Genomic DNA, 24,338 nt, shown 5'->3' with positions numbered 1-24,338 from the left:
ACGCCGATGATAGTGCGGATTACCCGTGTGAAAGTAGGTAATCGTCAGGCTCCCTAGCAGCAACAGAAACCCCACCCCACAAGGTGGGGTTTCTGTGTTTACGCGCCAGAAAACAACCCATTCCTTCATCCCTCATCAAGATTCGTTTCTTCACAACGCAAGCTGGATGACCCCGCATGTTGCCAGCGTCCCGCTCCAAAGTAGATCAAAGTTGAGCCACTTGGTGCGCAGGCCGGCTACGCCGAAGTGGTCAAAAACGGCTAGCGCGATCACCCCGGTCGTCAAAAGCATTGCTGCGCTGTGCACACACAAAGCGGCCGCTGCAAGCGTAGCGGTCGATCCGCCGCTTGCGGATGCCCCCATCGCGTTGGGCAGCGCACTGCATATTGGCATGAGCGCGGGAATCAACATGAGGCCGGCGCCATGCGAACCTGCCATCGCAAACGACCAAACCGTCAGACCGGCAAAGCCAGTTTGCATGCCGACCAATGGCCGCATTCGATGTCCGCGCACGGCGTGCCATGCCGCCCAACCAATCAGCAAGGCGCCGCACATCCGATTCAGTATCGTGTGATCGACCACCATCCTCAGCGATAGCCCCGCCATCAACATGCTACCGGCAGCGAGTGCATGCCCCAGCGCGATCGGCACGAGCGAGAGCAAAACCACCCGGCGGCTACGTCGATATAAACCAAGGGCAACCGCGAACAACCATCCCATGGCCGGATTGAGGCCATGAAACGTTCCGAGTGCGGCTACTACGAGCCATGTCCACCATGACGAGGTCGGCAGAGTCATGCTGATCAGGGGTAGCAGTACGAATCGGATGAGCAGTCACCGCCTTGCAGACGAATCTGATGCGGTCTATGACCTTCGGGCCAGGCGAGGAAAAACTTGTCGTCGAAGGTGAGTCCGCCATCCGGTCCTGCATCCAGTTTGACCATCCAGCCATCAATGCCTTCCGGATAGAACTGCGTGTCGACCGCCCCGTAAAGCGAGTTCGTGAAGTAGATCCGCTTACCGTCGCGGCTGACTTCGACCATCTGCGGACCGCCGTTGAGCGCTCCGTTCGACGCGCCCGGATGCGTCGCCCGTGAAACGATGCCGCCGAGCCGCACTTTCCCCACCAGTTTCGGCGCGAACGGGTCGGACACATCGTATTGCAGCATGTCACCCGTGCCCCAGCAGGATACATAGAGAAAGCGATCGTCCATTGATAGATCAATGTCGCTCACCAGCGGCGGCACGGCACCGAACGATTTGAGTATGGGCGGCAGCAACGCGGGGTCGGCAGGCTCGGCCGGAATATCGATGATCTTGCGCACGGCCCACGTGTTCTTGTCGCGATACCAGGTCCAGATGGACGACGACAGGTCCTTCAGACTAATCACACAATTGACGAAACCATACGGCTTGGTCGGGTCGTGCGCCGGCCGCAGTTCAAAGACCAGCTGATATTCCGGTCCGAAGTCGATTTCCTGCAGATGCTTGCGGCGCGTGAAATCCCAGAAATGCAAGCGGCGGCCATACCGTGCTCCCAGAAGCACTTCCGGAATCAAGCCGTTTTCAAACGTATCCGGCGTGCCCCATTCGCTGGTCACGAGCGTGTCGTAGCCAAGGTGCCACCAGCCGTCGTAGGCCAACTGTTGTGGTCCGCGGTCGACTTCCCAACGGCCGAGCGGCTCGAAGCTCGTCGGATCGAGCAGGAAAATGCCACCCGGCGCACCACCGTCGACGCTCCCGAGCGCGGTCACGTAGATACCGCCTGGACCGCAGTGCACGGTATGCGGACGCGTATAGCCGGTGCGGCTCGCGATCGTCTCCGGTTCGATTACCTTGATGATGGTCGGATTCAGCGAGTCGGGTTTCGTATCGAGGATATAGATCCGCGAGGAGCGCAACCCTGGCACGACCAGGTAACGCCGCTCGGTATGCGGGTGCGGCGCGTTTGGGCAAAGGCATGAGGAACAGGCGTTCCAGCCGAAGTGATGCAGTTCGTCGTCCGAGTGCGGCATCGAAACGTTGCCGACGATACGCGCGTAGTCCGGGGAGGCGGGGTCGACATCGACCACGGCAATCGCATCCGGCCGAATGCGATCGGGATCGAACGCCGCAACATAAGCGAGCTTTTCGGGCGGCGCCTGCGATGCAAGGCGCGGTGACGGGTAAAAACTCGGGTCCGGCGTCCAGATGCCCATGATGTTCCTCCTCCGTATCGGTGCAAATTGCGAATCGGGGCGGTACAACTAGCCAACAAGAACTGTAGTTGCTTTAAATCTGGCGCAAAGTTAATTCCGGAATAAGCATATTCTCGACCGACGTGATTAAAGCCAGTTACAAGGCAATACGGACGACCGATACCTCAAGCTTCATACCCCAACGCATTGCAGGTCAACGCTCCAGCGGCCGGTCCGCTTCGACGATCGGGCCGCTGTGCGTCGCCGCCAGCCCGTCAATCGGATCGACCTGTGCCATTTCAGCGAGCCACGCCTCATCGCGGGCAATGACCTTCGGCATATGCGCGCGCAAGAATTCGACCCATGTGCGTGTCTTGGCGTCGATAAACTTGCGCGAGGGATAGAGCGCATAAATGTTCATCTGCTGCAGCGTGAATTCCGGCAGAACCCGCACCATCGACCCGTCGCGCAGCCCGTCGATTGCGGCATAGAGCGGCAGCGTGCCGATGCCCATGCCCTCGCGAATTGCCACCACCAGCGACTCCGCGATATTCACCTGCACCGACCCGCTGACTTCCATCAACTCAGTGCCGTTGGGGCCTTCGAGCAGCCAATCGTTGGCGGGAAAGGCCGGTGTCTGCAGGATCAGACATTCATGCTGCGCGAGGTCGCGAGGTTGCTTCGGCGCCGCATGCGCGCGCAGATAGGCAGGCGATGCACACAGGATGTTGAACGTAGCGCCCAGAAGGAGCGACACGAGATCCGAATTCGGCAAGCTCGAGGCCGTGACCACCGACACATCGCTGCTGCCTTCGAACAGGTCCGGCATACGTTGCGACAGCGTCAATTCGACGGTGACTTCCGGATAAAGCGCGCGATAACGTGAAATCGCCGGCAGCACGTAATGTTGACCGATGCTCGCGAAGCTGTGCATGCGCAGCGCCCCGGTAGGGCGTTCGTGCGCGCAACTCGCTTCTTCTTCCGCTGTGTCCACGTCAGCGAGAATCTGCCGGCAACGCTTCAGGTAGCGTTCGCCGGCAGTCGTCAGGGCGAGGCGCCGGGTCGAGCGGTTCATCAGGCGGGTACGCAGATGGGCTTCGAGTTCTGACACGGCTCGTGACATCGCGCCGGTCGTCGAATTAAGCGACTGCGCGGCGGCCGTAAAGCTGCCGGCTTCCACCACGCGTGCGAACACGCGCATATTTTGTAGCGTATCCATCAGTCCTTCTGGTTCGACATGTTCGAGTGAAGGCCGCTATTGTCCGCCCGTCGCGCAACATGATTGTTGTTCGATCTGCAATGGACGTTCCTGACCTGTGCCATTAATGTGCGCCCCCCAGGCTCCTACAATCGGGCCCTTGCCAGCCGGTCCGTGCAATGTCACCTCCGGCGTTCTTTCCAGTTTGAACAATAGTACGGGTCGTGGTTTTGTTTGCATGAAACGCCAGCATCTGCTCCAGCGAACGTCTCACCTGCATCGGCCATGGACACCGGCGTTGCGGGCGACCGCGGCAGCCGCCCGTGACTGGGCGACGGGCGACGGCCTCGTCTGGCTTCACCTGTTCAAGACGGTGTGCGCGGCGCTGCTTGCCCTGGGTATTGCCATGCTGCTGCAACTGCAGCAGCCGCGCACCGCCATGACGACGGTATTCGTACTGATGCAGCCGTTCAGCGGCATGGTGCTCGCCAAAAGCTTTTATCGGATCATCGGAACGGCGGCGGGAACCATCGCCGCGCTCGCGCTGGGGGCGATTCTCGTGCAGCAGCCTGAGCTCTACATGCTTGGGCTGACATGCTGGATAGGTGCCTGTATTGCGGCGGCGGTCCGGTATCGGCATTTTCAGTGGTATGGGTTCGTGCTGGCGGGTTACACCGCTGCCCTGATCGGCATTCCGACGGTGATGGAACCGAACAGTCTGTTTCTTGGCGCGCTCACGCGTGCCGCGGAGGTCGCAGTCGGCATTGTCTGTTCGAGCGCCGTCAGCGCGTTGATCGTGCCCCAAAGGTCGAGCCTCCTGCTGCAACGCGCCTTGCGCGACAGGTGTCTGGATATTACTGCGTTCGCCGCGCAGGTGCTGGCGGGTGCGGTCGAGCGGGGCGTGTTCGAGGGACGTTTTGCCGACCTCGTCGATGGGATTGTGGGCTTCGAGGCGAGCCGCAGCTTCGCCGCTTTCGAAGACCCGGGCATGCGGTCGCGCAGCCGGCAACTGGCACGCCTGAACAGTGAGTTCATGGATGTTTGCGCCCGCCTGCACGCCTTGCATCAACTGCTGAAACGACTAAACGGTGGCGGCCCGAGCCCGATTGTTGACGCAACGACCCCATATTTCGAGGAACTGTCGGGCATATTGGCGCGCGTGAATGCGCAGACTATCAACGCTTCGCATGCAGCGCGCGCGGCCGTCCACTTGCGGATCTTTCAGGCCATGCTGCCGCGTCGCATGCGGCAGACGCGTGAGCCACTGCGCGCTTTGGAGCCGGACATGCTGGCCGACTTCGATACTTCGGCCGAGCTGCTCTATCGCTTCGTGGGCGAGTTCATCCGTTATACGGAGACCTATGCATCGCTTGGGGAACGTACGCCTGGCAAGGAGCGGCAGACCGTTCGCTACGTCAGTACAACGAATGGCTTCGTGATCGGGTTCACGTTCCTGCGCACGGTGGTCGTCATGGCGATTGTCGGCGGGTTCTGGATCGAAACCAACTGGCCGAGCGGCGGGCTCGCAGTCATCGGCGCGGCGCTCGCGTGTGCATTGACGTCGACCGCGCCGAATGCCTCGAAGATGACACTGCAGATGGCCATTGGCGCAGTCTTCGCCTTGGTGGTGGGCTATCTGTTCACCTGCTATGTGTATCCGAACATCGACGGCTTTCCGCTGCTGTGCGCAACGCTCGCGCCTGTGCTGGCATTCGGCGGGTTCATGGCGATGCGCCCGGGCATGGCTGGCTACGGCGTGGGCTTTTCGGTGTTTTTCTGCTTGCTGGCCGGCCCCGACAACGTCGTGAGTTACCAGCCCGATCTCCTGATCAACAACGGCATGGCCATCGTGGCGGCGATGCTGGTCGCGGCCTTGGCGTTTGCCGTGATTTTCCCTGCGCAGATGCCGTGGCTGGTCGACAGGATCAAAGGCAGCTTGCGATCTCAGGTCGGGCTCGCCTGCAAGGGCGAATTACGTGGACGGAGTCAATATTTTCAGTCGAGTACTTACGATCTGATGGCGCAGTTGCGCGTGCTGCTGACGAAGCGCTCGCGCCAGCATCGCGAGGCATTGCGATGGATGCTCGTCACGCTCGAAGTAGGGCATGCGGTGATCGACCTGCGTAACGAAGCGGTTCACGCGGACTATGCGCAGGCATTGCAGCCGCGCTGGAACGCTTGCCTTGAGCAGATGAATAGCGATATCGCAGAGTTGTTCCAGCAGCCGCAGCCGCGCCGCCTGGAGCGCGTGCTGGCGTCGGTACGCGAGATGATCGCGGCGGCGCAGGCGCTGCTCGAAATCGTCCACGCAGAGCGCGAGCGCCGACATGATCTGCAGCGCATGCTCGGTTGCCTGCATTTCATTCGTACCGCCTTGCTCGATAAAGACGCGCCGTTCAACGCGCGCTAATCAATACCGGGTTCGATCCCTCTGCCAGTTGGAACAATGCCTTCCAGATGCGGCCGTTTATCCGTCCGCATTCCGGCCATATAGTTCGATCACTGCCTCGCAATCCTCCAAGCGGATTGCCCACGAGGCGCGATCGTCAGTGTCGAAATTGCCGGAGAAAACAGAATGAAAGTGTTAAAGATGGTCCTGATTGCCTGCTCCCTGTCCGCGGTGGCTGTGGCGGCTCAAGCACAAACCGCGGCGCCCGTGGGCGACGTACAACAGGTCGCGCAAGACCAGCAGCAATACCACGCGCAACCCTCGCGCGATGCCGCTCAGAAAGACCGCGCCGCTGTGCGGGCGAAAAGGGCAGCGGAGTGCGTCGGCCCGGTGAGCTTCTGCAACGTGTTCTTCGGCAGCTAGGAAACGCGTTCTGCGGTCGTTGATCTGTAGTGCGATCTATTCCTTGCAGGTGCGGCTCTTGTCGCGGGACACACCTACAAGGTGCGGCAAACTGACGCCTCATCCGGTCTCGTAGAAAACGTACGCGTGGCCAGGCTGGAGGGTTGTTCATGGAGAGAGGTGAATAGCATGTACGAAGACCGGATTCGTTGTGCCGCAGTACGCGGAAAAGTCACCTCGGCTGCTGCCGCGGCCTCGCTGATTCATGACGGTATGCGCGTAGGCGCGAGCGGCTTCACGCGCGCCGGCGACGCGAAAGCGGTGCCCATTGCGTTGGCCGAGCGGGCTCGTCAGGAGGACAAACCATTGCGCATCACGTTGATGACCGGCGCTTCGCTAGGCCACGACGTGGACCGCGCGCTGACCGAGGCGGGCGTACTGGCGCGGCGTCTGCCGTTTCAGGTAGACAAGACGTTGCGTGACGCCATCAATCGCGGTGAAGTGATGTTCGTCGATCAGCACCTCTCCGAAACGGTGGAGATGCTGCGCGCCAACCAGCTCGGCAAACTCGATGTCGCCATTATCGAAGCGATGGCGATCACGGAAACCGGCGGCATCGTCCCTACTACGTCTGTAGGCAACTCGGCGAGCTTCGCGATACTCGCCGACAAGGTCATCGTCGAGATCAATCTTGCGCAACCGCTGGCGCTCGAAGGGCTGCACGACATCTGGATCCCCGCTCACCGTCCGAACCGTGAACCACTGCCAATCGTTCATCCGCGCGACCGGGTCGGCACCACGGCCATCCAGATTCCGCCCGAGAAAATTGCCGCGATCGTGATAACGAACAAGCCGGACAGCACGTCGACCGTTTTGCCTGCGGACGAAGAAACCGAGCAGATCGCCGGCCATCTGATCGAATTTCTGCAGCACGAAGTATCTCGCGGCCGTATGCCGGCGCGACTGCCGCCGTTGCAGGCGGGCATTGGCACGATTGCTAATGCGGTGCTGGCCGGCTTTGTCAGATCACCATTCGAAGCGTTCGAAATCTATTCGGAAGTGCTGCAAGACTCGACGTTCGACCTGATGGATGCGGGCAAGGTCACCTTCGCATCGGGCGCGTCGATTACGCTGTCGGACGCGCGGCACGCGCAGGTGTTTTGCAATCTCGACCTTTACCGCGATCGTCTCGTGTTGCGCCCGCAAGAGGTCAGTAACCACCCCGAAGTCATCCGCCGCCTGGGTTTGCTTGCACTGAATACTGCGCTTGAATTCGACATTTACGGCAACGTCAATTCCACCCATGTAGGCGGGACACACATGATGAACGGGATTGGCGGCTCCGGCGATTTCGCGCGCAATGCGTCGTGCGCGATCTTCGCGACGAAGTCGATTGCAAAAGGCGGACGCATTTCAAGCATTGTGCCGATGGTGCCGCATTGCGACCACAATGAGCACGACGTGGACGTGGTGGTCACGGAACAGGGTCTCGCCGATCTGCGCGGGCTTGCGCCGCGTGAACGCGCCGTGCTGATCATGGAGAAGTGCGTGCATCCGCTCTATCGCGACATGCTGCGCGACTACTACCAGGATGCGTTGCTGCAGGGCGGCCAAACGCCTCACAGGCTGGACCAGGCATTTGCCTGGCATATGCGCCTGAATGAAACGGGTTCGATGTTGGAAGAGGTCGCTGCGCACACTTGATTGTGTGCGCAACAAAAACGACTTAGGGAGGTCAGGCGACGGTCGTCGCCTGACGCGACACGCGCTAGGCGCCTCGTCTGATCAGCCGGATGATGAACAGCAGGATCACTGCGCCGATCACCGCCGTGATGATCGAACCGATCCAGCCGCCGCCGAGCGAAATGTGCAGGACACCGGCAAGCCAACCGCCGATAAACGCGCCGACAATGCCGACGATGATATCGACGATCAACCCGAAACCGCCGCCCTTGACGAGGATGCCAGCCAGCCAGCCAGCGATTGCACCGATGATGAGCCATGCAATGATGCCGTGTTCCATAATCGAGACTCCATGGTTGAACGTGAAAAATTCACGGTGACAGAGCTTAGTCCAAGGGTGGGGTGCAGTCCATATTAAGGATACAGAATTAACATTGTCTCAATGTTTTGCGGCGAAACAGACCACGAGGCAGGCGATAGCGTGGAACGGGATGCACGGTGGCAACGGCCATGGCGGAACGCGGGGGCATAGATGGCGCAGTCGCTCGTTTCATTTCGTTCTCGGTGTCGGGCTGCACAGGCAGACGAAGCATCGGTTTGAGCCGCGCACTTCGTTCTCGTCGAGGCAAGACATTCAGCGACGCTTCGTCTACGGTTGTTATAGGTGAAGCCGTCGCCGCGCGCAAGGGCATGGACTTGCCGGTATGCGGCGTATGCCTCGCTGCTGGATGTCCGCAAGTGTAAAGCGCGGGACGTGCCGGGCGCGGCCGTCCACGAAAACAGTTGGCCGTGCTACTCCGGCGTCGGTTCCGCTTCTTTGGCGATCCAGCTGACGCTCGAGACGCTCGCTTCCATGCTGATGCGGCTTGCCATCAACTCGAGCCTGGACTGATCCTTCGGATGCAGTTTGATGGTTGCCGTGACGCGAATCCGGCCAGGCTGTTCAGTCACGTCCTCGCTCGTCAGACTTTGGAAAGAAAGCGGCATCGAATACATCGAGTTCGATAGCGCGGCGCGGATATGAACCTCATCCTCGTCCCGGCAGACCACGGTCAGCACGTACTCGCGCACGAGATCGGCATTCGCAACGGGCGTCGCGTTAATGGTGCGGCTGACTTCGCGCAGCACGGTATTGGTCAGCAGCACGACGCCGGTGCCGGCGAGCGCCGGGCCGAAGTGCCCCGCACCGCACAACACGCCGACGGCCGCCGAACACCACAAGGTAGCCGCCGTGTTGATGCCCTGGACGGAGCCCTTGTCGCGCATGATCACACCGCCGCCGAGGAAGCCCACGCCGGACACGACATAAGCGGCGATCTGCGTGACGCCGGCCGTGCCATTGCCGGTCAGGACACCGAGTGTGACGAACAGGCATGCGCCGCTCGCGACGAGCGTGATGGTGCGCAGACCGGCGGTGCGCTGCCGCATCTGCCGTTCAATGCCGATTGCCACACCGCAGGCGAAGGCGGCAAGCAGCCGCCATACAAATTCAAGCGTCATGGGATGAGTCGTCGAGGCGTGCCTGAACACATAGTTTGAACCTCTCGCATGACAGCATCGCGAATTCTCTGGAATTCTGCGAATCATACAAGAGCGGAAGATGTAAGGCTTTTCGAAGCCACAAGCGAGGGCCATCCTTGTGCCAATAACACGTCGGACGAACTAGCCGCCGAGTACCGAATCCGAATCCGTTCAGTTCAGTCTCAAAATAAATGCGGACTCCGAAGCTTGACAAGGTTCATCCCGGAAAACAAACTCGCCGATTCGTTGAATCATGTCCGTGCAGCCCATACGTCGTTTTACACGTGGCGACTGCACTTCAGTGCCCCTCGCTAACTTTGTGTGAGCGCTTCCAGTAAGTGGCGTGCGATCTGTACGCGCGCCTGCGGCGTGATTCTCTCTTCGTTATGACCTGATTGAGGATTGCATGAACAAGAAAACTCTCGGCATGGTTGCCGGCGCACTGCTCGCGGTAGCTCCGCTTGTTTCGTCGGCGGCTGACTCGCTGCCGGCACCGTTCGAAGGCAACAGCGTCTTGCAGGCCGAAGGCATCGTGAAGGGTGTCGAGCAGGCAAAGCACGCAGTCACCGTGGTCGACGCGCATGGCGGCGAGGCGTCGTTTACCGTGACCGACACCAGCAACCTTGCCCAGTTGCGCCAGGGCACCAAGGTCCACGTTCGTATGGTGCGTAGCGCGCTGGTAAGCCCGACGCATGGCGCGGCCGGCGTCCAGTTGTCACCGCAGAACGTTACCGCCGAAGTCGTGGCGCTCGATCGCGCTTCTGGCGTGATCGAATTGAAGGGGCCTAACGGGGCGGTGTTCCATATCCAGGGGCGTGACGCGGTGAAGGTTGGCAGCCTGCAGCCGGGGATGCACGTAGAAGTCGCCTATGCGCCGCAAGTGAGCGTTGCTGTGGCGCCTGTGGCGCAATAGAGCTTCCGGGTCGAGTAGGCATCACCGCGTGCGCGGAGCGCTGTTAGAGGCGCTGCGCGCATTTTGTTTTTCATGGCCGCGCTTTCTCGTTGTTTGTCCCCGATCTTTTCGCGGCTCGCATCGTTTGCTTCATCGTGTCTGTTTGCCTAAGGCAGGAAGAAGCGTTCCTATCTTTGCGCCTGGTTTCAGCTCATCTCACCCGGCACCAAACGCAGCCGGGTAATCTCCGAGGGCGCGCCAAGCCGCTTGGGCGGACCCCAATAGCCGGTCCCACGGCTCGTATAGACCCACAATCCGTTTAGCCGCGCGAGCCCTGCGGTAAAGGGTTGCTGCAGGCGCACGAAGAGATTCCATGGGAAGAACTGGCCGCCGTGCGTGTGCCCCGATAACTGCAGCGTGAAACCCGCTTCGGCGGCGGCTTCCGCCGAACGCGGCTGATGGGCCAGCAGCACCTTGATCAGCACGTCGCCCGGAGCACCTTCAAGTGCCGCGGCGGGGTCGCTGCGGTGGGCCGGATCGTAATGGGCGGCCGAATAGTCGGTTACGCCGGCGATCACCGCGCGGGCCCCTTCATGCTCAACCACCACGTGCTCGTTGAGCAGGACATGCAGGCCGAGTCGGCGGAATTCGTCGATCCATGCGTCGGCGCCTGCGTAGTACTCGTGATTGCCGGTAACGAGAAACGCACCGTGCCGGGCGCTGAGGCGCGATAGTGGCCGTGTGTGGTCGCGCAGTTGCGGCACGCTGCCGTCGACCACATCGCCGGTCACCGCAATCAGGTCGGGTTTGAGACGGTTGACGGCATCGACGATCGCGTCCACGTAACGCTGCTTGATAGTCGGCCCTACGTGGATGTCGCTGATCTGGACGATCGTGAAGCCGTCGAGCGCGGCGGGCAGATCATCGATCGGTACGTCGATTGTGACGACACGCGCCCGCCGCCGCGCGTTGAAAAGCCCGACCGCCGTCGACAACAACGCGAGCAGCGGCACCGCCGCGGCCGAATCCATGCGCCAGGTGGCCACGGGGATGGCGTGCGGCCAGATCGCGTCGACGGTCAGGAGGGAGGCCATGGCCAGATCGCGCACAAACGTGAGCACCAGCAACGACGAGAAGAAGCCCAGCGCCAGCAGGCCGACCCAGGCGAGCCGGTCGGCGAGCGGCTGGCGCTTGATGGTGCGCGCGAGCATGCCAAGCGGAATCAGCAGGCACGACAGCACGAGCCAGAGCGCCGCCAGCCATTTACCCGGGGCGTCGGTGGGCAGATCCGGTATGACGCGGAAACCGACGTACACGTGCAGCAGGACGCCAATGCAAATAAAGCGAACAAAGAACGATGAGCGGCGCATAGCAGGGGGCGAAAGCGGAAGGGGTGCCGGACCAACGCGCAAAGATTCTGGCGCGTTCTATGCAGAATTGCCGGCAGGGCAGATCATTCTACCGGCATGTGTTCGCCTCTGCCGACGCGTCCCCGGTGCGTGGCCAGATTCGGGCGGCGACGCGGGCGCAGCGGGCGTTTGCCCTGTGGGTGCCTTGTAGGTGCCGTGTCGGTGCCCTGACCGGCGCCATCATGTCGGGCGTCGCGTTGTTCACCGGAGGCGCGACCCGCCTTGCGCTCCGGGCCCTGAGTTTCAGACAATCCGGGCGGCTTCGTCGAACGTAAAGCGAGGACTGCGCGCGAACAGCTTCGACGGATCGCCGTAGCCGAGATTGATGAGGAAGTTGGACTTCACGGTCGTGCCGGCGAAGAATGCTTCGTCGACCTTGGCGTTATCGAAGCCCGACATGGGGCCTGCATCGAGCCCGAGTGCGCGCGCGGCCATGATCATGTAGCCACCTTGCAGTGTCGCGTTGCGAAACGCGGTGTCGGCAATAGTTTTTTCGTTGCCCGCAAACCAGCTGCGCGCATCGACGTGCGGGAACAGCTTGGGCAAATGGTCGTAAAAAGCCATATCCATCGCGACGATCACCGTCACGGGCGCCGCTATCGTCTTCTCGAGATTCCCGGCCGAAAGGGCGGGGCGCAGCTTTTCCTTGGCCTCGGGCGACTTGACGAAGACGAACCGGCCCGGACTCGAATTGGCGGACGTCGGCCCGAGCAGAACGAGTTCGACCAACTGTTCGAGAAGGGCGTCTTCGACCGGTTTGGCCTGAAAGCCGTTATGGGTACGTGCGTGGCGAAAGAGCTGGTTCAGGGAATGGTCGGAAAGCGTCATGATGGATGATTGGCTCGCTGAAGAAAGAAATCGGATCGCGGTGGGAGCGAAACCCACGATTGGCGGGGCGTGGGTCGGCTCAAAGAAAGCGCAAGCCGGATGCGTGACCCGCGGCGGCGACTGGCTCCATAATAAACACGCCATTTCCCACAAAAGCGTGCTGTTGCGCATGCAACATGCTATCTCATGAACGATCTGTTTGACGATCTCCCCAAGCCCGACGTGGCGTGGTATCCCGACTGGCTCGCGCCCGAAGCGGCTGAGCGCACGCTGCGGCAACTCATCGAAGAAGTCGCCTGGAAGCAGGAGTCGATGGGCACGCCGGGCGGCCGCGTGGCGCTGCCGCGTCTCACGGCATGGCAAGGCGAAGCGGACGCGATCTATGTCTATTCCGGAATTCGCAACGTGCCGCAGGCATGGACGCCAGCCGTCGCCGAACTGAAGACGGCGGCCGAAACGATCTGCGCATGCCGCTTCAATAGCGTGCTGCTGAACCGCTATCGCAACGGCATGGACAGCATGGGCTGGCACGCCGATCACGAGCGCGAGTTAGGGGCGCAGCCGGTGATTGCGTCCGTGAGTCTGGGCGTTGCGCGCACCTTCGATCTGCGCCACAACAAGACGGGAACCGTGCAGTCGTATCAGCTCAAGGGCGGAAGCCTTCTGGTGATGCGCGGCAACACGCAGGCGGAGTGGCGCCACCGGGTCCCTAGAGAGCCGCGTGTCAGCGGCGAGCGGATCAACCTGACGTTTCGCTGGGTCATGCCCGGGCGCCGCTAGCGGCGGCAATGTCCAGCGTCAATTGACCGCGGTGACCGGCACGCGGGAAACCCTGACCAACTGGTCCAGCACACTGCGGTTGACCAGTCGCGCGAGGTCGCGCAACAGGCCCCTGCGCGGCGCGGCGACCACGATCTCGTCGCAACCATGTTGATCCGCGCAATGCGCGATGGTCGGCACCACCAGCCCCGCGTGGATTTCTACGGAGTACTTGACGCCTGCATCTTCGAGAATGCGCCTGGCACGACTAAGGGCCGCTTCGGCGAAAGCATCTTCGTGCGCGCGGAACACGGAAGGCGAATAGAAGGCTTCGACACGCGTCGGTCCGAGCGGCGGCAGCACATTGACCAGCACGACTTCGGACGCACATTGTTCGTTGTAAAGGAAGGCGGCGTGCCGCACCGCTTGCAGCGAACGCGCCGAGCGGCTTACGGGAACCAGCAGTTTTAGCATGATCGGTTATCTACCTGATTGATCGTTGGATCTGTCCGCGGGTTGCAGCGGGATCGATCAAGCGTAGTGGCAGTGATGTTCCGGGCACCTAAAGAGTGTGAGCAAGCGCGTAAAAATCGCGTCAAAAACGCGTCGCCATACATGACGGATGACTGACTTCCGACGCTAGTCCGGTATGCGCGACTCTGCGCGTCAAATCGGGTCGCTATACCAAAATTGGTATCGGAAGCGCGAATCATATGATTGGACGCTGAAGGCGCCAACCACTACGCTTGAATACGATCCTTCGAGGGCTGGCTTCAGTCCGCCACGGATCGCCAACACAACAACGATCAGGAGACAGTCATGGCGAATTCACGACGCGCGGTATGTCGTGTGTTGGGCGCGCTCGCGCTCACAACGGGAATCGGGGCACTCAGCCTTACGGCGCCCGGCGCATATGCCCAGGACAAGCCCATTACCCTCGGTTTCGCGCAGGTCGGCGCCGAGAGCGCATGGCGGACCGCCAACACCGAATCGATCAAATCGGCCGCTGCCGACGCCAAGATCAACCTCAAGTTCTCGGACGCCCAGCAGAAGCAGGAGAACCAGATCAAGGCAATCCGCTCGTATATCGCGCAGAAAGTCGACGTGATCGCGTTTTCGCCGGTGGTGGAATCCGGCTGGGAGCCGATCCTGCTCGAGGCGAAGGCCGCGAAAATCCCGGTGATCCTGACCGACCGCAACATCGACGTGAAGGACACGTCGCTGTACGTCACGATGATCGGCTCTGACTTCATGGAAGAAGGGCGGCGCGGCGGTCACTGGCTCGAAGATAACTTCAAGAACAACCCAGGCCCCATCAACATCGCCGAACTGCAAGGAACGGTCGGCTCCGCGCCCGCGAACGACCGGCACTCCGGCTTGATGGAGGTCATCAAGAACGATCCGAAGTTCAAGATTATTGCCTCGCAAAGCGGTGACTTCACGCTGGCCGGTGGCAAGCAGGTCATGGAAGCGTTTATAAAAACTTATGGAAATAAAATAAATGTAGTTTATGCGCATAACGACGATATGGCGTTGGGCGCTATCCAGGCGATGGAAGAGGCCGGCATGCACCCGGGCAAGGACATCACCGTGGTCTCGTTCGACGCAACCAAGGGCGGCTTCCAGGCCATGGCCTCGGGCAAGATGAATGTCGACGTGGAATGCAGCCCGTTGCTGGGCCCGCAACTGATGTCGGCGGTGAAGGACGTCGTAGCCGGCAAGCAATTGCCGAAGCGGATTCTGACGCAGGAGACGGTGTTCCCCGAGAGCGTTGCGGCGCAGACCTTGCCGACGCGCAAGTACTGAACCTGAGGACGTAACTGAGACTGAGGCTGCACCGAATCGATCAAAGAATCGGTCATCTGACGCACAGGGCATAAAGAGTTTCTCCAGCGGTGCCTGGCCGTCTGGCTGCGGTTGCAGTCGACGGCCTCTTTTCCACCCATCGAGCGAGGTCTATGGCCCACCCGACACCTGATCCGTCCGACCCCGTCCGTGGTCGCGGCCTGGCGGCGCAGCCGCATGCCGATTCGAACACCCAAGCGGGAGAAATTGAGCCAATTCTGGCGACCGCGGGTGTCAGCAAGACGTTCCCTGGCGTCAAGGCGCTGCAAAACGTCAACTTCCGTCTGTTCCCCGGCGAGGTCCACACGCTGATGGGCCAGAACGGCGCCGGTAAATCCACCTTGATCAACGTACTGACGGGCGTTGTCGCGCCCGATAGCGGCGTCGTGCGTCTCGGCGGTCAAGCGGTGGCCTTTGGATCACCGCAGGAGGCGGAAGCCGCCGGCGTGCGGACGCTGTACCAGGAAGTCAATCTGTGTACCAATCTCTCGGTGGCGGAAAACGTCTTTGCGGGCCGTCAGCCGAAACGTTTCGGCGCCATCGACTGGCGCGAGATCCGGCGGCGCGCGCAGACGGCGCTGGCGCGTCTTGACGTCTCGCTGGATGTCACCAAGTCGCTCGATGCCTACCCGATCGCCGTGCAGCAGATGGTGGCGATCGCGCGGGCGATCTCGGTCGACGCGCGCGTGCTGATTCTCGACGAGCCTACCTCGAGCCTCGATGACAGCGAGGTCGCGCAACTGTTCAAAATACTTCGGCATCTTAAGCAATCGGGTATCGCGATCCTGTTCGTGACGCACTTTCTCGAACAGACGTACGCCATCTCCGATCGCATCACGGTGATGCGCAACGGCGAGTGCGAGGGCGAATACCTGGCGCGCGATCTGTCGGCGGATCAACTGGTCGCGAAGATGGTGGGACACGAACGTATGAGCACCCGGCTTCGCGAGGCAGAGCACGAAACGCCTGCGGAGCGCCAGGCCGTGCCGCCGTTCGTCGAACTGCGTGGTGTCGGGCGGCGCGGGATGATGCAGCCGGTCGACCTGGATGTGCAGCCGGGACAGATTCTCGGTCTGGCGGGCCTGCTCGGCTCGGGACGCACGGAGACTGCGCGCCTGCTGTTCGGTGCGGACCGTGCCGACAGCGGCACGATCACCGTCGGCGGACAAGCGGTGCGTCTGCGTTCGCCGCACGACGCGGTGGCGCTCGGCATCGGCTATTGCCCGGAAGACCGCAAGAAGGAAGGCATCGTCGCCGAGTTGTCGATCCGCGAAAACATTTTGCTGGCGCTTCAGGCGCAACGCGGCTGGCTGCGCAAGATCAGCCGCTCGCGGGCCCGTGAACTGGCCGATCTGTGGATCGAGCGGCTCGGCATCAAGGCGGCGGACGCCGAACAGCCGATCGGTCTGCTCTCCGGCGGCAATCAGCAAAAAGCGCTGCTGGCGCGCTGGCTCGCAACGGAGCCCAGATTGCTGATTCTCGACGAACCGACCCGCGGCATCGACGTGGCCGCAAAGTTTGACATCATGGACCGGATGCTCGCGTTGTGCGCGGGAGGTCTCGCGATTCTCTTCATTTCGTCGGAGGTCGGCGAAGTGTTGCGTGTGAGTCACCGCGTCGCGGTGTTGCGCGATCGTCGCAAGATTGCGGAAGTGGCGGGCAACGCATCCAACGAGGACAACATCTATCGACTGATCGCGGGGAGCGCCGAATGAAACTCTCGAACTGGTTCGCTCGCGATGGTGCGGAGCGACCGCTGCTCTGGCCGTGCGTGACGCTCGTCCTGCTGTTCCTGCTGGATTTATGGGTCAATCCGCATTTTCTGTCGCTGCGCATGCTCGACGGTCACCTGTTCGGTGCGCCAATCGACATTCTGAATCGGGTGGCTCCGCTCGTTCTGGTGGCGACTGGCATGACGCTGGTGATCGCCACGCGCGGCATCGATATTTCGGTGGGCGCCGTGGTGGCGATTGCGGGTGCCGCAGCGGCCACCATTCTCGCCACGCAGCCGTTCCCGAGTGCCGGACTGATCGGGGAGGCGCTCGGCGCGGCGGTGATCGTCGGGATCCTGAGCGGGATGTGGAACGGCATGCTGGTGGCTTTCGTCGGCATGCAGCCGATCATCGCCACCTTGATCCTGATGGTGGCCGGCCGCGGAGTAGCGCAATTGCTGACCGGCGGTCAGATCATTCCGATTGGCGCGCCTGGCTATCTGTTCGTCGGTGGAGGCTATTTGCTGGCGGTGCCGTTTTCCGTGTGGATTGCAACGGCTGCGGTGTTGCTGACCGCACTGCTTATCGAAGGTACGGCGTTGGGACTGTTTATTCGTGCGATCGGGGTGAATCCGGTGGCAACCCGGCTGGTGGGGCTGCGCTCGAAAGCCATCGTGTTTGCCGTGTACGGGTTTTCCGGGCTGACGGCGGCCATCGCGGGCATTCTGATCAGCTCGAATGTACGCAGTGCTGATGGTAACAACGCCGGCCTGCTGCTGGAGCTCGACGCCATTCTTGCGGTGACGCTCGGCGGCACTTCGCTGCTGGGCGGCCGTTTCAGTCTCGCAGGAACGGTACTCGGCGCGCTCATCATCCAGACGCTGACCTACACCACCTATTCCATTGGCGTGCCACCCGAAGCGACCCTTGTCGTCAAGGCGGTGGTGGTGCTGGTGGTTAGTGTGATCCAGTCGCCTTCAGCGCGTGCGCTGGCGATGTCGCTATTCAGCTCGCGCGGGGTGGCCCGATGAAACGGCTAGTCGAAATATGGGCTCGTATTTTCGATCCGCGTACCTTGCCGATCGCTGTCACCATCCTGCTGTTCTGCGCGCTGTTTGGTTTCGGCTCGGTGATGTACACCGGCTTTTTCTCGCTGCAGGTCCTGCTGGATCTGCTGATCGACAACGCGTTCCTGTTGATCGTTGCGATTGGCATGACGTTTGTGATCGTCTCGGGCGGGATCGATCTCTCGGTGGGGTCGGTGGTTGCGTTGACAACGATCGTCGAGGCGGTGCTGTCCGAGCACATGCATGTCTCGGTGTGGATCATCCTGCCGGTCGTGCTGGTGATGGGCGCGGTATTCGGCGCGGTGCAGGGCGCGTTGATCCACTTTTTCCGGTTGCAGCCGTTCATCGTCACGCTGGCCGGGATGTTCTTCGCACGCGGGTTGTGCTTCCTGATCACCACGCAGTCGATCACCATCACCGATCCGACCTTCAAGGTGATCTCGTCCTACCGTTTGCCGATCGGCAGCGGCTCGGTGAGCGCCAATGTGGTGATCGCGCTGGTGACGTTGTTTGCCGCGATTTTCATCGCGCATTTCACGCGCTTCGGACGCAATGTGTACGCGGTCGGCGGCAATCCACGCTCGGCGTTGCTGATGGGCTTGCCGGTGGCGCACACGCGGATCGGCGTGTACGCGCTGAGCGGCTTCTGTTCGGCGCTCGGCGGCGCGGTCTTCACGTTCTACGTGCTGTCCGGCTATGGATTGCAGGGGCAGGGCATGGAACTCGACGCGATTGCCGCAACGGTGATCGGCGGGACCTTGCTGACGGGCGGTGTCGGCTATGTGATCGGCTCGCTGTTCGGTGTCGGCATCCTCGGAACGATTCAGACGCTGATTACCTTCGACGGCACGCTGAGCTCGTGGTGGACACGCATTGTGATCGGCGCGTTGCTGTGCGCGTTCTGCCTGCTGCAGCGTTTGATCGAGCGTCACGCGCGTTCGGTGCGGCGGCCGGGCGGTCCGGCGGGTGCGGTGGTGGTGACGCCGTCGCGCGACCGTGCGCGGCACGACGCGGGCGCGACGGATTCGCAGACGGCGGGACGAGTGCCGCAGGAGGGCGGTGCGTAAGGCGAATGGGCCGTTGAGGGGAACGGCGCGGCCTGAGTGAAAACCGGGGGACTCACGCGTCAGCCGCGATGCCTCCCGGTGCGATTCGTCCTATGCCATTTGCCGTGCTATCATGTAATAACATTGTGTTTACTTTCTTTCGCTTACCCCTTAGCATTTTCCCTTCAGGTGACGCCATGAAAACGACCATCCGCAGAATGGGCAATTCCCATGGCGTACTGATTCCGAAACCCATCTTGACCCAACTGGGGCTGGAGGACGAAGTGGATATGCAGGTAGAGGGGAACACATTGGTATTGCGCCGCCCGCAGAAGCCGGCCCGCACGGGTTGGGCAGACGCGAGCCGTTCATTGGCGGCGGCAGGGGACGACGACCTCGTCATGGGCGAGTTTCCTAACGCGGATGACGCGGGGTTCGTGTGGTAGCGCGCGGCGAGGTCTGGCTGGTTGCGCTCGATCCTACGATTGGCAGTGAGATTCAAAAGACAAGGCCGTGCGTGGTGGTGTCGCCGCCGGAACTGCACGATCATCTGCGCACAGTGATCGTGGCGCCCATGACCACCGCGGGCAAACCTGCACCTTTCCGCGTACCGCTCACGTTTCTGCGCAAGAAGGGTTTGATCCTGCTCGACCAGATCCGCACCGTCGACAAGACGCGGCTGGTGAAGAAGGCCGGGACCGTGTCGGATCTGGCGTTATCGAATGCGTTGTCGACGCTGCAGGAGATTTTTGTCGAGTGATGTGATGGGTGCGCGCCGCGATGACCCATCGCCGCAACGTCATTCAGCTTTCGGCCGCGCCGCAGCGGCGGCGTACGGTCGCCGCCCAACGCTCCGGTGCGATGTTGCTTAAAGCCAGCACGGTGGTCTGCGGCCACTGCTCGCGCACGATGTCGGTCAATACCTGTCCAGGCGGCGCTTCCACCACGACCTGAGCGCCCATTTCGAGCATGACGGTCAGCGCGTCGAACCAGCGAACCGTCTGACGCATGTTGGTCGCGAGATCGTCGCGGATCGCTGCTGCGGTATGCAATGGCCGGCCGCCACGATTGCCGACATAGACACTTTGTGGCGCATGAAACGGCACATCGCGTGCGTAGTCGATCAATTCGGCGGCGGCGTCCGCGAGTAATTCGCAATGAGACGGCACACTCACCGCCAGATGCGTCGCCTTGCGGGCACCAGCGGCCAGTGCACGTTCTATCACGGCATCGAGCGCGGCGTCCGAGCCGGCCATGACGATCTGCCTGGGCGCGTTGACATTGCCGATATAGACGGGCGGCAGACCGTCCTGCGCCTGTTGTGCAGCCAACGTTTCCAACTGCCGCTCAGTCAGGCCGGAAATCGCGGCCAGGCCGTAGCCGGACGGATACGCGGATTCCATCAATTCGGCCCGTTTGCGCACCATGCGCAGCGCGTCGGCGAACTCGAGCGCGCCGCAGCTCACCGCGGCCGCGTAGGCGCCTACCGAAAGTCCCGCGCTGATATGGGGCGTGACCTGCGCATCGGCCAGCAGGCGAACCATCGCAACGCCTGCCACGACAAGCCCTATCTGGACTGCAATGGTCGAGCGCAGGGCGTCGGCGGTATCGAGCGTGAGAACGTCGAGGCCGAGCGCCTGCGACGCTTCGTCGACGGTGGCAGCGACCACCGCGTGCTGCGGCAATCGTTGCAAGAAGTCCGCCGACTGCGCGCCCTGGCCGGGGAACTGGAAAGCAAGCATCATGTGGGCGCGGCAGGTGCGGTCCACGGATCGGCAAGCAGCCGCGGACCTTGAGCATGACGCGCCATCACTCGCGGCTTGCCAGCGGCCCATTCCGCGAGCGCAATGCCACCTGCCGGCGTTTCGAGCTGAACGTCGACGCGAATTCCGGCCCGCTGTGCGTGCGATTCGAGTTCGCTCAGGATCTGCCCGGCATGCTCGCGCGCGAGTGGTCGCGGCGCGCGGATCAGCAGATCGAGATCGCTCGTCGCCGTGACGGTAGGCACGCCGCTCGCCAGTTCGAAACCCACACTTCCCGTCGGTCCCCACGCAAACGCGGCGAGGCTTTGTGCCTCACGACGCAAATCAGCGTACAGGGCGAAGGCCGGCAGGGCGAGGCGTTCGGTGTCGGCAGGCAAGCTGTCTGCGAGGTCCTCGGGGGCGATCACCGCCTCGACATCAGCCGCTTCGGCCCATGTGCCATAACGCTGTGCGCGGCCGTGGCCGCGCACGCCAATGGCGATCACGCCGAACGCCGACTGCGCGCGCCTGACCACCGCGAACGGCGCCGCTGCGAAGGCGGCGCGAACCCAGTCGGGCTCGCTGTCGAAGGAAGCGAGACGACGCAAGCGCAACAGATCGTGCGGCCGCCAGCGCACATTGCATGGACGCTCGTCGCCGGCTGCAAACGGCGGTGCCGCGCAAGTCCGGGTGCCAGTCTCCATCAGGCGGCGTCCCACTGTTCCGCCAGACGCAGCCGCACTTCGACCGACGCCGCCCGCGTCTTCTTCGCGGTGTCGGATTGAAGCCGGTGCGAGAGGCCCGGCTTGTCGTCGCGTGCGCTGCGCACCGAAGCGCTCAGCGCTTCGCGCACCTGCTCGATCTGCGCTGCGCTCGGTGCATCGGCATCGACACCTTGAATCAGTTCGTCGAGCAGGCCGAGCCTGGCGAACGAGGCCATTGAATACGACATTGGCACAATGGTCTCGCCGAGTTCCTCGAGTGCCTCGACGGTCCGGCGCGTGACGCGGGCGGCCGCTTCCTTGCCCATTGCGTGCACCATCGTGCCGGGCGCATCCAATGCGAGGATCCGGTTGGCCTGATAACCGTGCGCGAGGAACGCGCCGGACATCGCCGGCCCAACAATCAGGGCGATCACCGGATGACCGGCGTCGCGTGCCGCTGCATAGGCGTCCACGGCGGCGGCGCAGGCGAGGTGAATGCCGAGCGTCTCTTCGCGGTAGCCATAGGCCTGGCTTTTCACATCGACGATCGCGACGATCGGGCGCCGCGTGCCGCTTTGCGCGTCCTCGGCCATTGCCTTGCGCACCGCGCGGGCCAGCAGCCAGCCTTGTTCCAGGCCGACGACGTTGTCCGTTGCGCGCGGAAAGCGGTTCTGCGGATCGGGGACGATGGCAAAGAAGTGCGCGCTTTCGTTGCCGAGTGCCGCATCGGCGCTCCACGCCGGCGCAGCAGTGGAAGAATCACCGGCAAGCGCGCGAAACCAGCGGGCGCCGCGCGTGAGAGAGGGTGAGTTCATGATTGCTCCGTGGAGGATGGGGTTGCCGAGGTCGCATGAAACACGGCCCGCATGGTTTCAGGTGTGACGTGCGCCGGGTCCATCTGCGCGAGCCGGTCGAGGTAGAGGTCGACCTGCTCGGTCCGATGCGCCGCCGGGACACCTTGAGCAAAGGCGCGTTGTACGGCTGCGCGCAGCGCATTGGGATCGTCCTCGACGAGGGCATCCGCGAGACCCGTCAGGGCCCGCTGTTCGCCACCGATCAGTTGCCAGATATGGCGGCGATCGCTGGAATCGAGTTCGTCGATACCGGCTTCCTGTTCGATCACTTCGGGTCCGTTCATGCCGAGCCGGCCCTGTTTGGTGACGACCAGATACGAGCACAGCGCGGCGGCCAGCGACATGCCGCCGAAGCAACCCACCATCCCCGAGATCACGCCAACCACCGGCACATGCCGGCGCAGCGCGACGATCGCCGCCTGGATCTCGGCAATCACGGCGAGGCCCAGGTTGGCTTCCTGCAGACGGACGCCGCCGGTTTCGAACAGCACCACCGGACGAACCGGTTTGCCGCGTTCGCAGTCACGCAGCGCGAGTTCAAGCGCCGCGGCAATCTTGCTGCCGGAGACCTCGCCGATGCTGCCGCCCTGGAAGGCGGACTCGATCGCGGCGATCACGGCGGGTTCGCCGTCAATCGTGCCACGGGCGATCACGCAGCCGTCGTCCGCCTGGCAGACGATGCCTTGCAACGGCAGCCACGGTGATTCGATCCGGTCGAACGGTCCCAGCAGTTCACGAAACGTGCCGGCATCGAGCAGCGCACGCGCGCGTTCACGCGCGGGCAGTTCGATGAAGCTGTCATGCAGCACGAGCGACGGTTGAAGAGGTGTCGCGGAAGTGGCAACGGTGCTCATGTCTGATCTCCCTGTTCGGCTTCTTCGATCGCTTCCGCAAGGCGCAACGCTACGACGCCAGGTGTCGCGCCGAAGTCGTTGATCTCGATCTGCGCGGCGCCGTCATAGCGCGTGAAGAAGCGGTCGAGCACGCTCTTCCAGATATGGCTGTAGCCGTCGACGCTGGTCCGCACGATCACGTGCGCCGTCATTGAAGCGGCCGGCGACAGCAACACTTCGAGGTCGCCCGAGCCCACCACGCCGACGTGCGCGCGGGTCGTAACGGCGCGTTGCGCCGGGTAATCGAATGTCAGATTTTCCATGAGGCTTGGCTCCCGCCGGTGCCGCGATGCACCAGCATGTCGATAAAGAGAGTGGCGGCGAGCAGATCGGCTGCACCGCCGGGGGATGCGTTCAGGGACAGCAGCGCTCGGTCGAGTTCGGCGAGCGCGGCGCGGCCGGCGACGGTACTGCTGCCACCCAGTTCCAGCACGCGGCGTGCGCCGTGCTGGCCGGCTTGCAGGCCGGGCAGACCAGCGCGATGCAGCAGACAGGTGTCGTCGAGCGAGGCCATGATCGCGAGCAGCGCGTCGAGGCGGGCTGCGTCTTCCGGTGCGCCGTGAGCGCGTGCTTTGTGCAGCGCTGGGAGGCCGATGGCGACGACGTGCGGAAAACCGTCCTGCGCTTCACGCCGCGCACCGCCTACCTGATAGCGCTGGCGTGCGCGTTCGCCATGGCTATCCGAGGGCGCGGCGAAGCGGTCGGGGAAGCAGGCAATCTGGGCGGCCAACGCACAGACCGTCGAGGCGAGATCGAAGCCGGCCGTCCCGACGGGCACGCGGCTGTCGACCAGCGCCGCGCCGGCCACCAGCAACCCGACGATCCAGATTGCGCCACGATGCGCATTGCTGCCGCCGGTGGCCTGCATCATGACCTGCTCGCCGGCGCGGCCAATTTGCGCCAGCTCGGCGCGCAGCGTGGCTGACGGCGCGCTGTGGCGCGCGGCGCGGGACAGCGCCGCGAAGGTCGGCTCGAGCGCGCGCGCGGAGCACAGCATGAGGTCCAGATCGAGATCGCGATGCGCGCCGCTGCCGCGCCGATCCACCAGCGCGGGCTTCGGGGTGAGTTGTGCCTCGTCGATCAACGCAGTGGTGGCGAGCCGGGCAAGCCACGTATCGGCAAGCGTTGGTCCGACCGGCAGCACCTCAGCCGCCGCCAATCTGGCAACGTTCAATAGTCGTTTAGCCGCTACCGGCCTGAGCGCGGGCGTGGCCATG

At 62.6% G+C, this 24,338-nt stretch carries 26 protein-coding genes; 12 read left to right on the top strand and 14 right to left on the bottom strand.

Annotated features, from left to right (window positions below; all coding sequences use genetic code 11):
* Positions 1-150 precede the first annotated feature (150 nt).
* The 3 genes from P3T43_RS24220 to P3T43_RS24210 form a co-directional block, all read right to left on the bottom strand.
* Positions 151-798, bottom strand: coding sequence for a hypothetical protein (locus tag P3T43_RS24220; RefSeq protein ID WP_429283574.1), 648 nt, complete (start codon positions 796-798; stop codon positions 151-153).
* 5 nt (positions 799-803) lie between these two features.
* Positions 804-2,198, bottom strand: a complete 1,395-nt coding sequence (locus tag P3T43_RS24215; RefSeq protein ID WP_429283573.1) for a selenium-binding protein SBP56-related protein — start codon at positions 2,196-2,198, stop codon at positions 804-806.
* Between the two features lie 193 nt (positions 2,199-2,391).
* The gene (locus tag P3T43_RS24210) at positions 2,392-3,396 is read right to left on the bottom strand and encodes a LysR family transcriptional regulator (protein WP_429283572.1); all 1,005 of its coding nucleotides are present in this window, start codon (positions 3,394-3,396) and stop codon (positions 2,392-2,394) included.
* Positions 3,397-3,613: 217 nt separating this feature from the next.
* Here P3T43_RS24210 and P3T43_RS24205 point away from each other — a divergent pair, with 217 nt between their 5' ends.
* The 3 genes from P3T43_RS24205 (at position 3,614) to P3T43_RS24195 (ending at position 7,870) form a co-directional block, all read left to right on the top strand.
* Complete coding sequence (locus P3T43_RS24205) at positions 3,614-5,785, top strand: FUSC family protein (RefSeq protein ID WP_429283571.1); 2,172 nt, start codon at positions 3,614-3,616, stop codon at positions 5,783-5,785.
* 165 nt (positions 5,786-5,950) lie between these two features.
* Entirely contained in the window at positions 5,951-6,187 is a 237-nt protein-coding gene (locus P3T43_RS24200; protein ID WP_429283570.1) for a hypothetical protein, read from the top strand.
* Positions 6,188-6,355: 168 nt separating this feature from the next.
* Positions 6,356-7,870, top strand: a complete 1,515-nt coding sequence (locus tag P3T43_RS24195) for an acetyl-CoA hydrolase/transferase family protein (protein ID WP_429283581.1) — start codon at positions 6,356-6,358, stop codon at positions 7,868-7,870.
* A 64-nt stretch (positions 7,871-7,934) separates the two neighbouring features.
* On the opposite strand, the gene P3T43_RS24190 is transcribed toward P3T43_RS24195, so the two are convergent.
* Both P3T43_RS24190 and P3T43_RS24185 read right to left on the bottom strand, forming a co-directional pair.
* Positions 7,935-8,189, bottom strand: coding sequence for a GlsB/YeaQ/YmgE family stress response membrane protein (locus P3T43_RS24190; protein ID WP_429283569.1), 255 nt, complete (start codon positions 8,187-8,189; stop codon positions 7,935-7,937).
* Between the two features lie 452 nt (positions 8,190-8,641).
* Positions 8,642-9,349, bottom strand: coding sequence for an MgtC/SapB family protein (locus P3T43_RS24185; protein ID WP_429283568.1), 708 nt, complete (start codon positions 9,347-9,349; stop codon positions 8,642-8,644).
* A gap of 427 nt (positions 9,350-9,776) precedes the next feature.
* Here P3T43_RS24185 and P3T43_RS24180 point away from each other — a divergent pair, with 427 nt between their 5' ends.
* The gene (locus P3T43_RS24180; RefSeq protein WP_429283567.1) at positions 9,777-10,283 is read left to right on the top strand and encodes a hypothetical protein; all 507 of its coding nucleotides are present in this window, start codon (positions 9,777-9,779) and stop codon (positions 10,281-10,283) included.
* A gap of 185 nt (positions 10,284-10,468) precedes the next feature.
* Here the strand turns inward: P3T43_RS24180 and P3T43_RS24175 are convergent, their stop codons facing one another.
* Together P3T43_RS24175 and P3T43_RS24170 are read right to left on the bottom strand one after the other, a co-directional pair.
* The gene (locus tag P3T43_RS24175) at positions 10,469-11,632 is read right to left on the bottom strand and encodes a metallophosphoesterase (protein ID WP_429283566.1); all 1,164 of its coding nucleotides are present in this window, start codon (positions 11,630-11,632) and stop codon (positions 10,469-10,471) included.
* A gap of 282 nt (positions 11,633-11,914) precedes the next feature.
* On the bottom strand, positions 11,915-12,499 hold the full coding sequence (locus P3T43_RS24170; RefSeq protein WP_429283565.1) for a malonic semialdehyde reductase: 585 nt from the start codon (positions 12,497-12,499) through the stop codon (positions 11,915-11,917).
* Between P3T43_RS24170 and P3T43_RS24165 the strand changes: the two genes are divergently transcribed.
* Both P3T43_RS24165 and P3T43_RS24160 read left to right on the top strand, forming a co-directional pair.
* Positions 12,498-12,689 (top strand): hypothetical protein, encoded by a 192-nt coding sequence (locus P3T43_RS24165; protein ID WP_429283564.1) that lies wholly within the window; start codon positions 12,498-12,500, stop codon positions 12,687-12,689. The two genes, P3T43_RS24170 and P3T43_RS24165, sit on opposite strands and share 2 nt — an antisense overlap.
* A complete protein-coding gene (locus P3T43_RS24160) occupies positions 12,686-13,279 on the top strand; it encodes an alpha-ketoglutarate-dependent dioxygenase AlkB family protein (RefSeq protein WP_429283563.1) in 594 nt (197 codons plus the stop codon). Before P3T43_RS24165 ends, P3T43_RS24160 begins: the two co-directional genes overlap by 4 nt.
* 18 nt (positions 13,280-13,297) lie before the next feature.
* Here the strand turns inward: P3T43_RS24160 and P3T43_RS24155 are convergent, their stop codons facing one another.
* Positions 13,298-13,732 carry a universal stress protein gene (locus P3T43_RS24155; protein WP_429283562.1) on the bottom strand — a complete coding sequence of 145 codons (435 nt, stop codon included), beginning with the start codon at positions 13,730-13,732 and terminating at the stop codon, positions 13,298-13,300.
* Positions 13,733-14,077: 345 nt separating this feature from the next.
* Here P3T43_RS24155 and P3T43_RS24150 point away from each other — a divergent pair, with 345 nt between their 5' ends.
* From P3T43_RS24150 to P3T43_RS24125, 6 genes are all read left to right on the top strand, one after another.
* Positions 14,078-15,064, top strand: coding sequence for an ABC transporter substrate-binding protein (locus P3T43_RS24150; RefSeq protein WP_429283561.1), 987 nt, complete (start codon positions 14,078-14,080; stop codon positions 15,062-15,064).
* 152 nt (positions 15,065-15,216) lie between these two features.
* The gene (locus tag P3T43_RS24145) at positions 15,217-16,818 is read left to right on the top strand and encodes a sugar ABC transporter ATP-binding protein (protein WP_429283560.1); all 1,602 of its coding nucleotides are present in this window, start codon (positions 15,217-15,219) and stop codon (positions 16,816-16,818) included.
* On the top strand, positions 16,815-17,846 hold the full coding sequence (locus tag P3T43_RS24140; protein ID WP_429283559.1) for an ABC transporter permease: 1,032 nt from the start codon (positions 16,815-16,817) through the stop codon (positions 17,844-17,846). The genes P3T43_RS24145 and P3T43_RS24140 overlap by 4 nt, the downstream gene beginning before the upstream one ends.
* Positions 17,843-18,949, top strand: coding sequence for a galactofuranose ABC transporter, permease protein YjfF (gene yjfF, locus P3T43_RS24135; RefSeq protein ID WP_429283558.1), 1,107 nt, complete (start codon positions 17,843-17,845; stop codon positions 18,947-18,949). The genes P3T43_RS24140 and yjfF overlap by 4 nt, the downstream gene beginning before the upstream one ends.
* A 176-nt stretch (positions 18,950-19,125) precedes the next feature.
* Positions 19,126-19,374: an AbrB/MazE/SpoVT family DNA-binding domain-containing protein gene (locus tag P3T43_RS24130; RefSeq protein WP_429283557.1), complete on the top strand. Its 249-nt coding sequence runs from the start codon at positions 19,126-19,128 to the stop codon at positions 19,372-19,374.
* The gene (locus P3T43_RS24125) at positions 19,368-19,688 is read left to right on the top strand and encodes a type II toxin-antitoxin system PemK/MazF family toxin (RefSeq protein ID WP_429283556.1); all 321 of its coding nucleotides are present in this window, start codon (positions 19,368-19,370) and stop codon (positions 19,686-19,688) included. Before P3T43_RS24130 ends, P3T43_RS24125 begins: the two co-directional genes overlap by 7 nt.
* 43 nt (positions 19,689-19,731) lie before the next feature.
* Here P3T43_RS24125 and mdcH read toward each other — a convergent pair whose 3' ends face one another.
* Genes mdcH through P3T43_RS24095 form a run of 6 tightly spaced genes read right to left on the bottom strand, consistent with a single transcriptional unit; the run spans position 19,732 to position 24,337 of the window.
* Positions 19,732-20,670, bottom strand: coding sequence for a malonate decarboxylase subunit epsilon (gene mdcH / locus P3T43_RS24120; protein ID WP_429283580.1), 939 nt, complete (start codon positions 20,668-20,670; stop codon positions 19,732-19,734).
* On the bottom strand, positions 20,670-21,374 hold the full coding sequence (locus tag P3T43_RS24115; RefSeq protein ID WP_429283555.1) for a malonate decarboxylase holo-ACP synthase: 705 nt from the start codon (positions 21,372-21,374) through the stop codon (positions 20,670-20,672). Before P3T43_RS24115 ends, mdcH begins: the two co-directional genes overlap by 1 nt.
* Positions 21,374-22,189 (bottom strand): biotin-independent malonate decarboxylase subunit gamma, encoded by an 816-nt coding sequence (mdcE, locus tag P3T43_RS24110; protein ID WP_429283554.1) that lies wholly within the window; start codon positions 22,187-22,189, stop codon positions 21,374-21,376. The genes P3T43_RS24115 and mdcE overlap by 1 nt, the downstream gene beginning before the upstream one ends.
* Positions 22,186-23,082 carry a biotin-independent malonate decarboxylase subunit beta gene (locus tag P3T43_RS24105; protein ID WP_429283553.1) on the bottom strand — a complete coding sequence of 299 codons (897 nt, stop codon included), beginning with the start codon at positions 23,080-23,082 and terminating at the stop codon, positions 22,186-22,188. Before P3T43_RS24105 ends, mdcE begins: the two co-directional genes overlap by 4 nt.
* Positions 23,079-23,384, bottom strand: coding sequence for a malonate decarboxylase subunit delta (locus P3T43_RS24100; protein ID WP_429283552.1), 306 nt, complete (start codon positions 23,382-23,384; stop codon positions 23,079-23,081). The genes P3T43_RS24105 and P3T43_RS24100 overlap by 4 nt, the downstream gene beginning before the upstream one ends.
* Positions 23,372-24,337, bottom strand: coding sequence for a triphosphoribosyl-dephospho-CoA synthase (locus tag P3T43_RS24095; RefSeq protein WP_429283551.1), 966 nt, complete (start codon positions 24,335-24,337; stop codon positions 23,372-23,374). The genes P3T43_RS24100 and P3T43_RS24095 overlap by 13 nt, the downstream gene beginning before the upstream one ends.
* Between the last annotated feature and the right edge of the window lies 1 nt (position 24,338).

Source organism: Paraburkholderia sp. GAS41, assembly GCF_050436545.1.
GTDB lineage: Bacteria > Pseudomonadota > Gammaproteobacteria > Burkholderiales > Burkholderiaceae > Paraburkholderia.
This window is presented reverse-complemented; position numbering and strand designations above follow the sequence as displayed.

Coding starts and splice junctions, on each gene's coding strand:
- P3T43_RS24170 (WP_429283565.1), bottom strand. CDS start 12,499: ATGACGCTTTCCGACCATTCCCTGAACCAGCTCTTTCGCCACGCACGT.
- P3T43_RS24095 (WP_429283551.1), bottom strand. CDS start 24,337: ATGGCCACGCCCGCGCTCAGGCCGGTAGCGGCTAAACGACTATTGAAC.
- mdcH (WP_429283580.1), bottom strand. CDS start 20,670: ATGCTTGCTTTCCAGTTCCCCGGCCAGGGCGCGCAGTCGGCGGACTTC.
- P3T43_RS24200 (WP_429283570.1), top strand. CDS start 5,951: ATGAAAGTGTTAAAGATGGTCCTGATTGCCTGCTCCCTGTCCGCGGTG.
- yjfF (WP_429283558.1), top strand. CDS start 17,843: ATGAAACGGCTAGTCGAAATATGGGCTCGTATTTTCGATCCGCGTACC.
- P3T43_RS24105 (WP_429283553.1), bottom strand. CDS start 23,082: ATGAGCACCGTTGCCACTTCCGCGACACCTCTTCAACCGTCGCTCGTG.
- P3T43_RS24205 (WP_429283571.1), top strand. CDS start 3,614: ATGAAACGCCAGCATCTGCTCCAGCGAACGTCTCACCTGCATCGGCCA.
- mdcE (WP_429283554.1), bottom strand. CDS start 22,189: ATGAACTCACCCTCTCTCACGCGCGGCGCCCGCTGGTTTCGCGCGCTT.
- P3T43_RS24180 (WP_429283567.1), top strand. CDS start 9,777: ATGAACAAGAAAACTCTCGGCATGGTTGCCGGCGCACTGCTCGCGGTA.
- P3T43_RS24160 (WP_429283563.1), top strand. CDS start 12,686: ATGAACGATCTGTTTGACGATCTCCCCAAGCCCGACGTGGCGTGGTAT.
- P3T43_RS24145 (WP_429283560.1), top strand. CDS start 15,217: ATGGCCCACCCGACACCTGATCCGTCCGACCCCGTCCGTGGTCGCGGC.
- P3T43_RS24155 (WP_429283562.1), bottom strand. CDS start 13,732: ATGCTAAAACTGCTGGTTCCCGTAAGCCGCTCGGCGCGTTCGCTGCAA.
- P3T43_RS24150 (WP_429283561.1), top strand. CDS start 14,078: ATGGCGAATTCACGACGCGCGGTATGTCGTGTGTTGGGCGCGCTCGCG.
- P3T43_RS24140 (WP_429283559.1), top strand. CDS start 16,815: ATGAAACTCTCGAACTGGTTCGCTCGCGATGGTGCGGAGCGACCGCTG.
- P3T43_RS24190 (WP_429283569.1), bottom strand. CDS start 8,189: ATGGAACACGGCATCATTGCATGGCTCATCATCGGTGCAATCGCTGGC.
- P3T43_RS24185 (WP_429283568.1), bottom strand. CDS start 9,349: ATGACGCTTGAATTTGTATGGCGGCTGCTTGCCGCCTTCGCCTGCGGT.
- P3T43_RS24100 (WP_429283552.1), bottom strand. CDS start 23,384: ATGGAAAATCTGACATTCGATTACCCGGCGCAACGCGCCGTTACGACC.
- P3T43_RS24130 (WP_429283557.1), top strand. CDS start 19,126: ATGAAAACGACCATCCGCAGAATGGGCAATTCCCATGGCGTACTGATT.
- P3T43_RS24210 (WP_429283572.1), bottom strand. CDS start 3,396: ATGGATACGCTACAAAATATGCGCGTGTTCGCACGCGTGGTGGAAGCC.
- P3T43_RS24175 (WP_429283566.1), bottom strand. CDS start 11,632: ATGCGCCGCTCATCGTTCTTTGTTCGCTTTATTTGCATTGGCGTCCTG.
- P3T43_RS24220 (WP_429283574.1), bottom strand. CDS start 798: ATGACTCTGCCGACCTCGTCATGGTGGACATGGCTCGTAGTAGCCGCA.
- P3T43_RS24115 (WP_429283555.1), bottom strand. CDS start 21,374: ATGGAGACTGGCACCCGGACTTGCGCGGCACCGCCGTTTGCAGCCGGC.
- P3T43_RS24215 (WP_429283573.1), bottom strand. CDS start 2,198: ATGGGCATCTGGACGCCGGACCCGAGTTTTTACCCGTCACCGCGCCTT.
- P3T43_RS24165 (WP_429283564.1), top strand. CDS start 12,498: ATGATGGATGATTGGCTCGCTGAAGAAAGAAATCGGATCGCGGTGGGA.
- P3T43_RS24195 (WP_429283581.1), top strand. CDS start 6,356: ATGTACGAAGACCGGATTCGTTGTGCCGCAGTACGCGGAAAAGTCACC.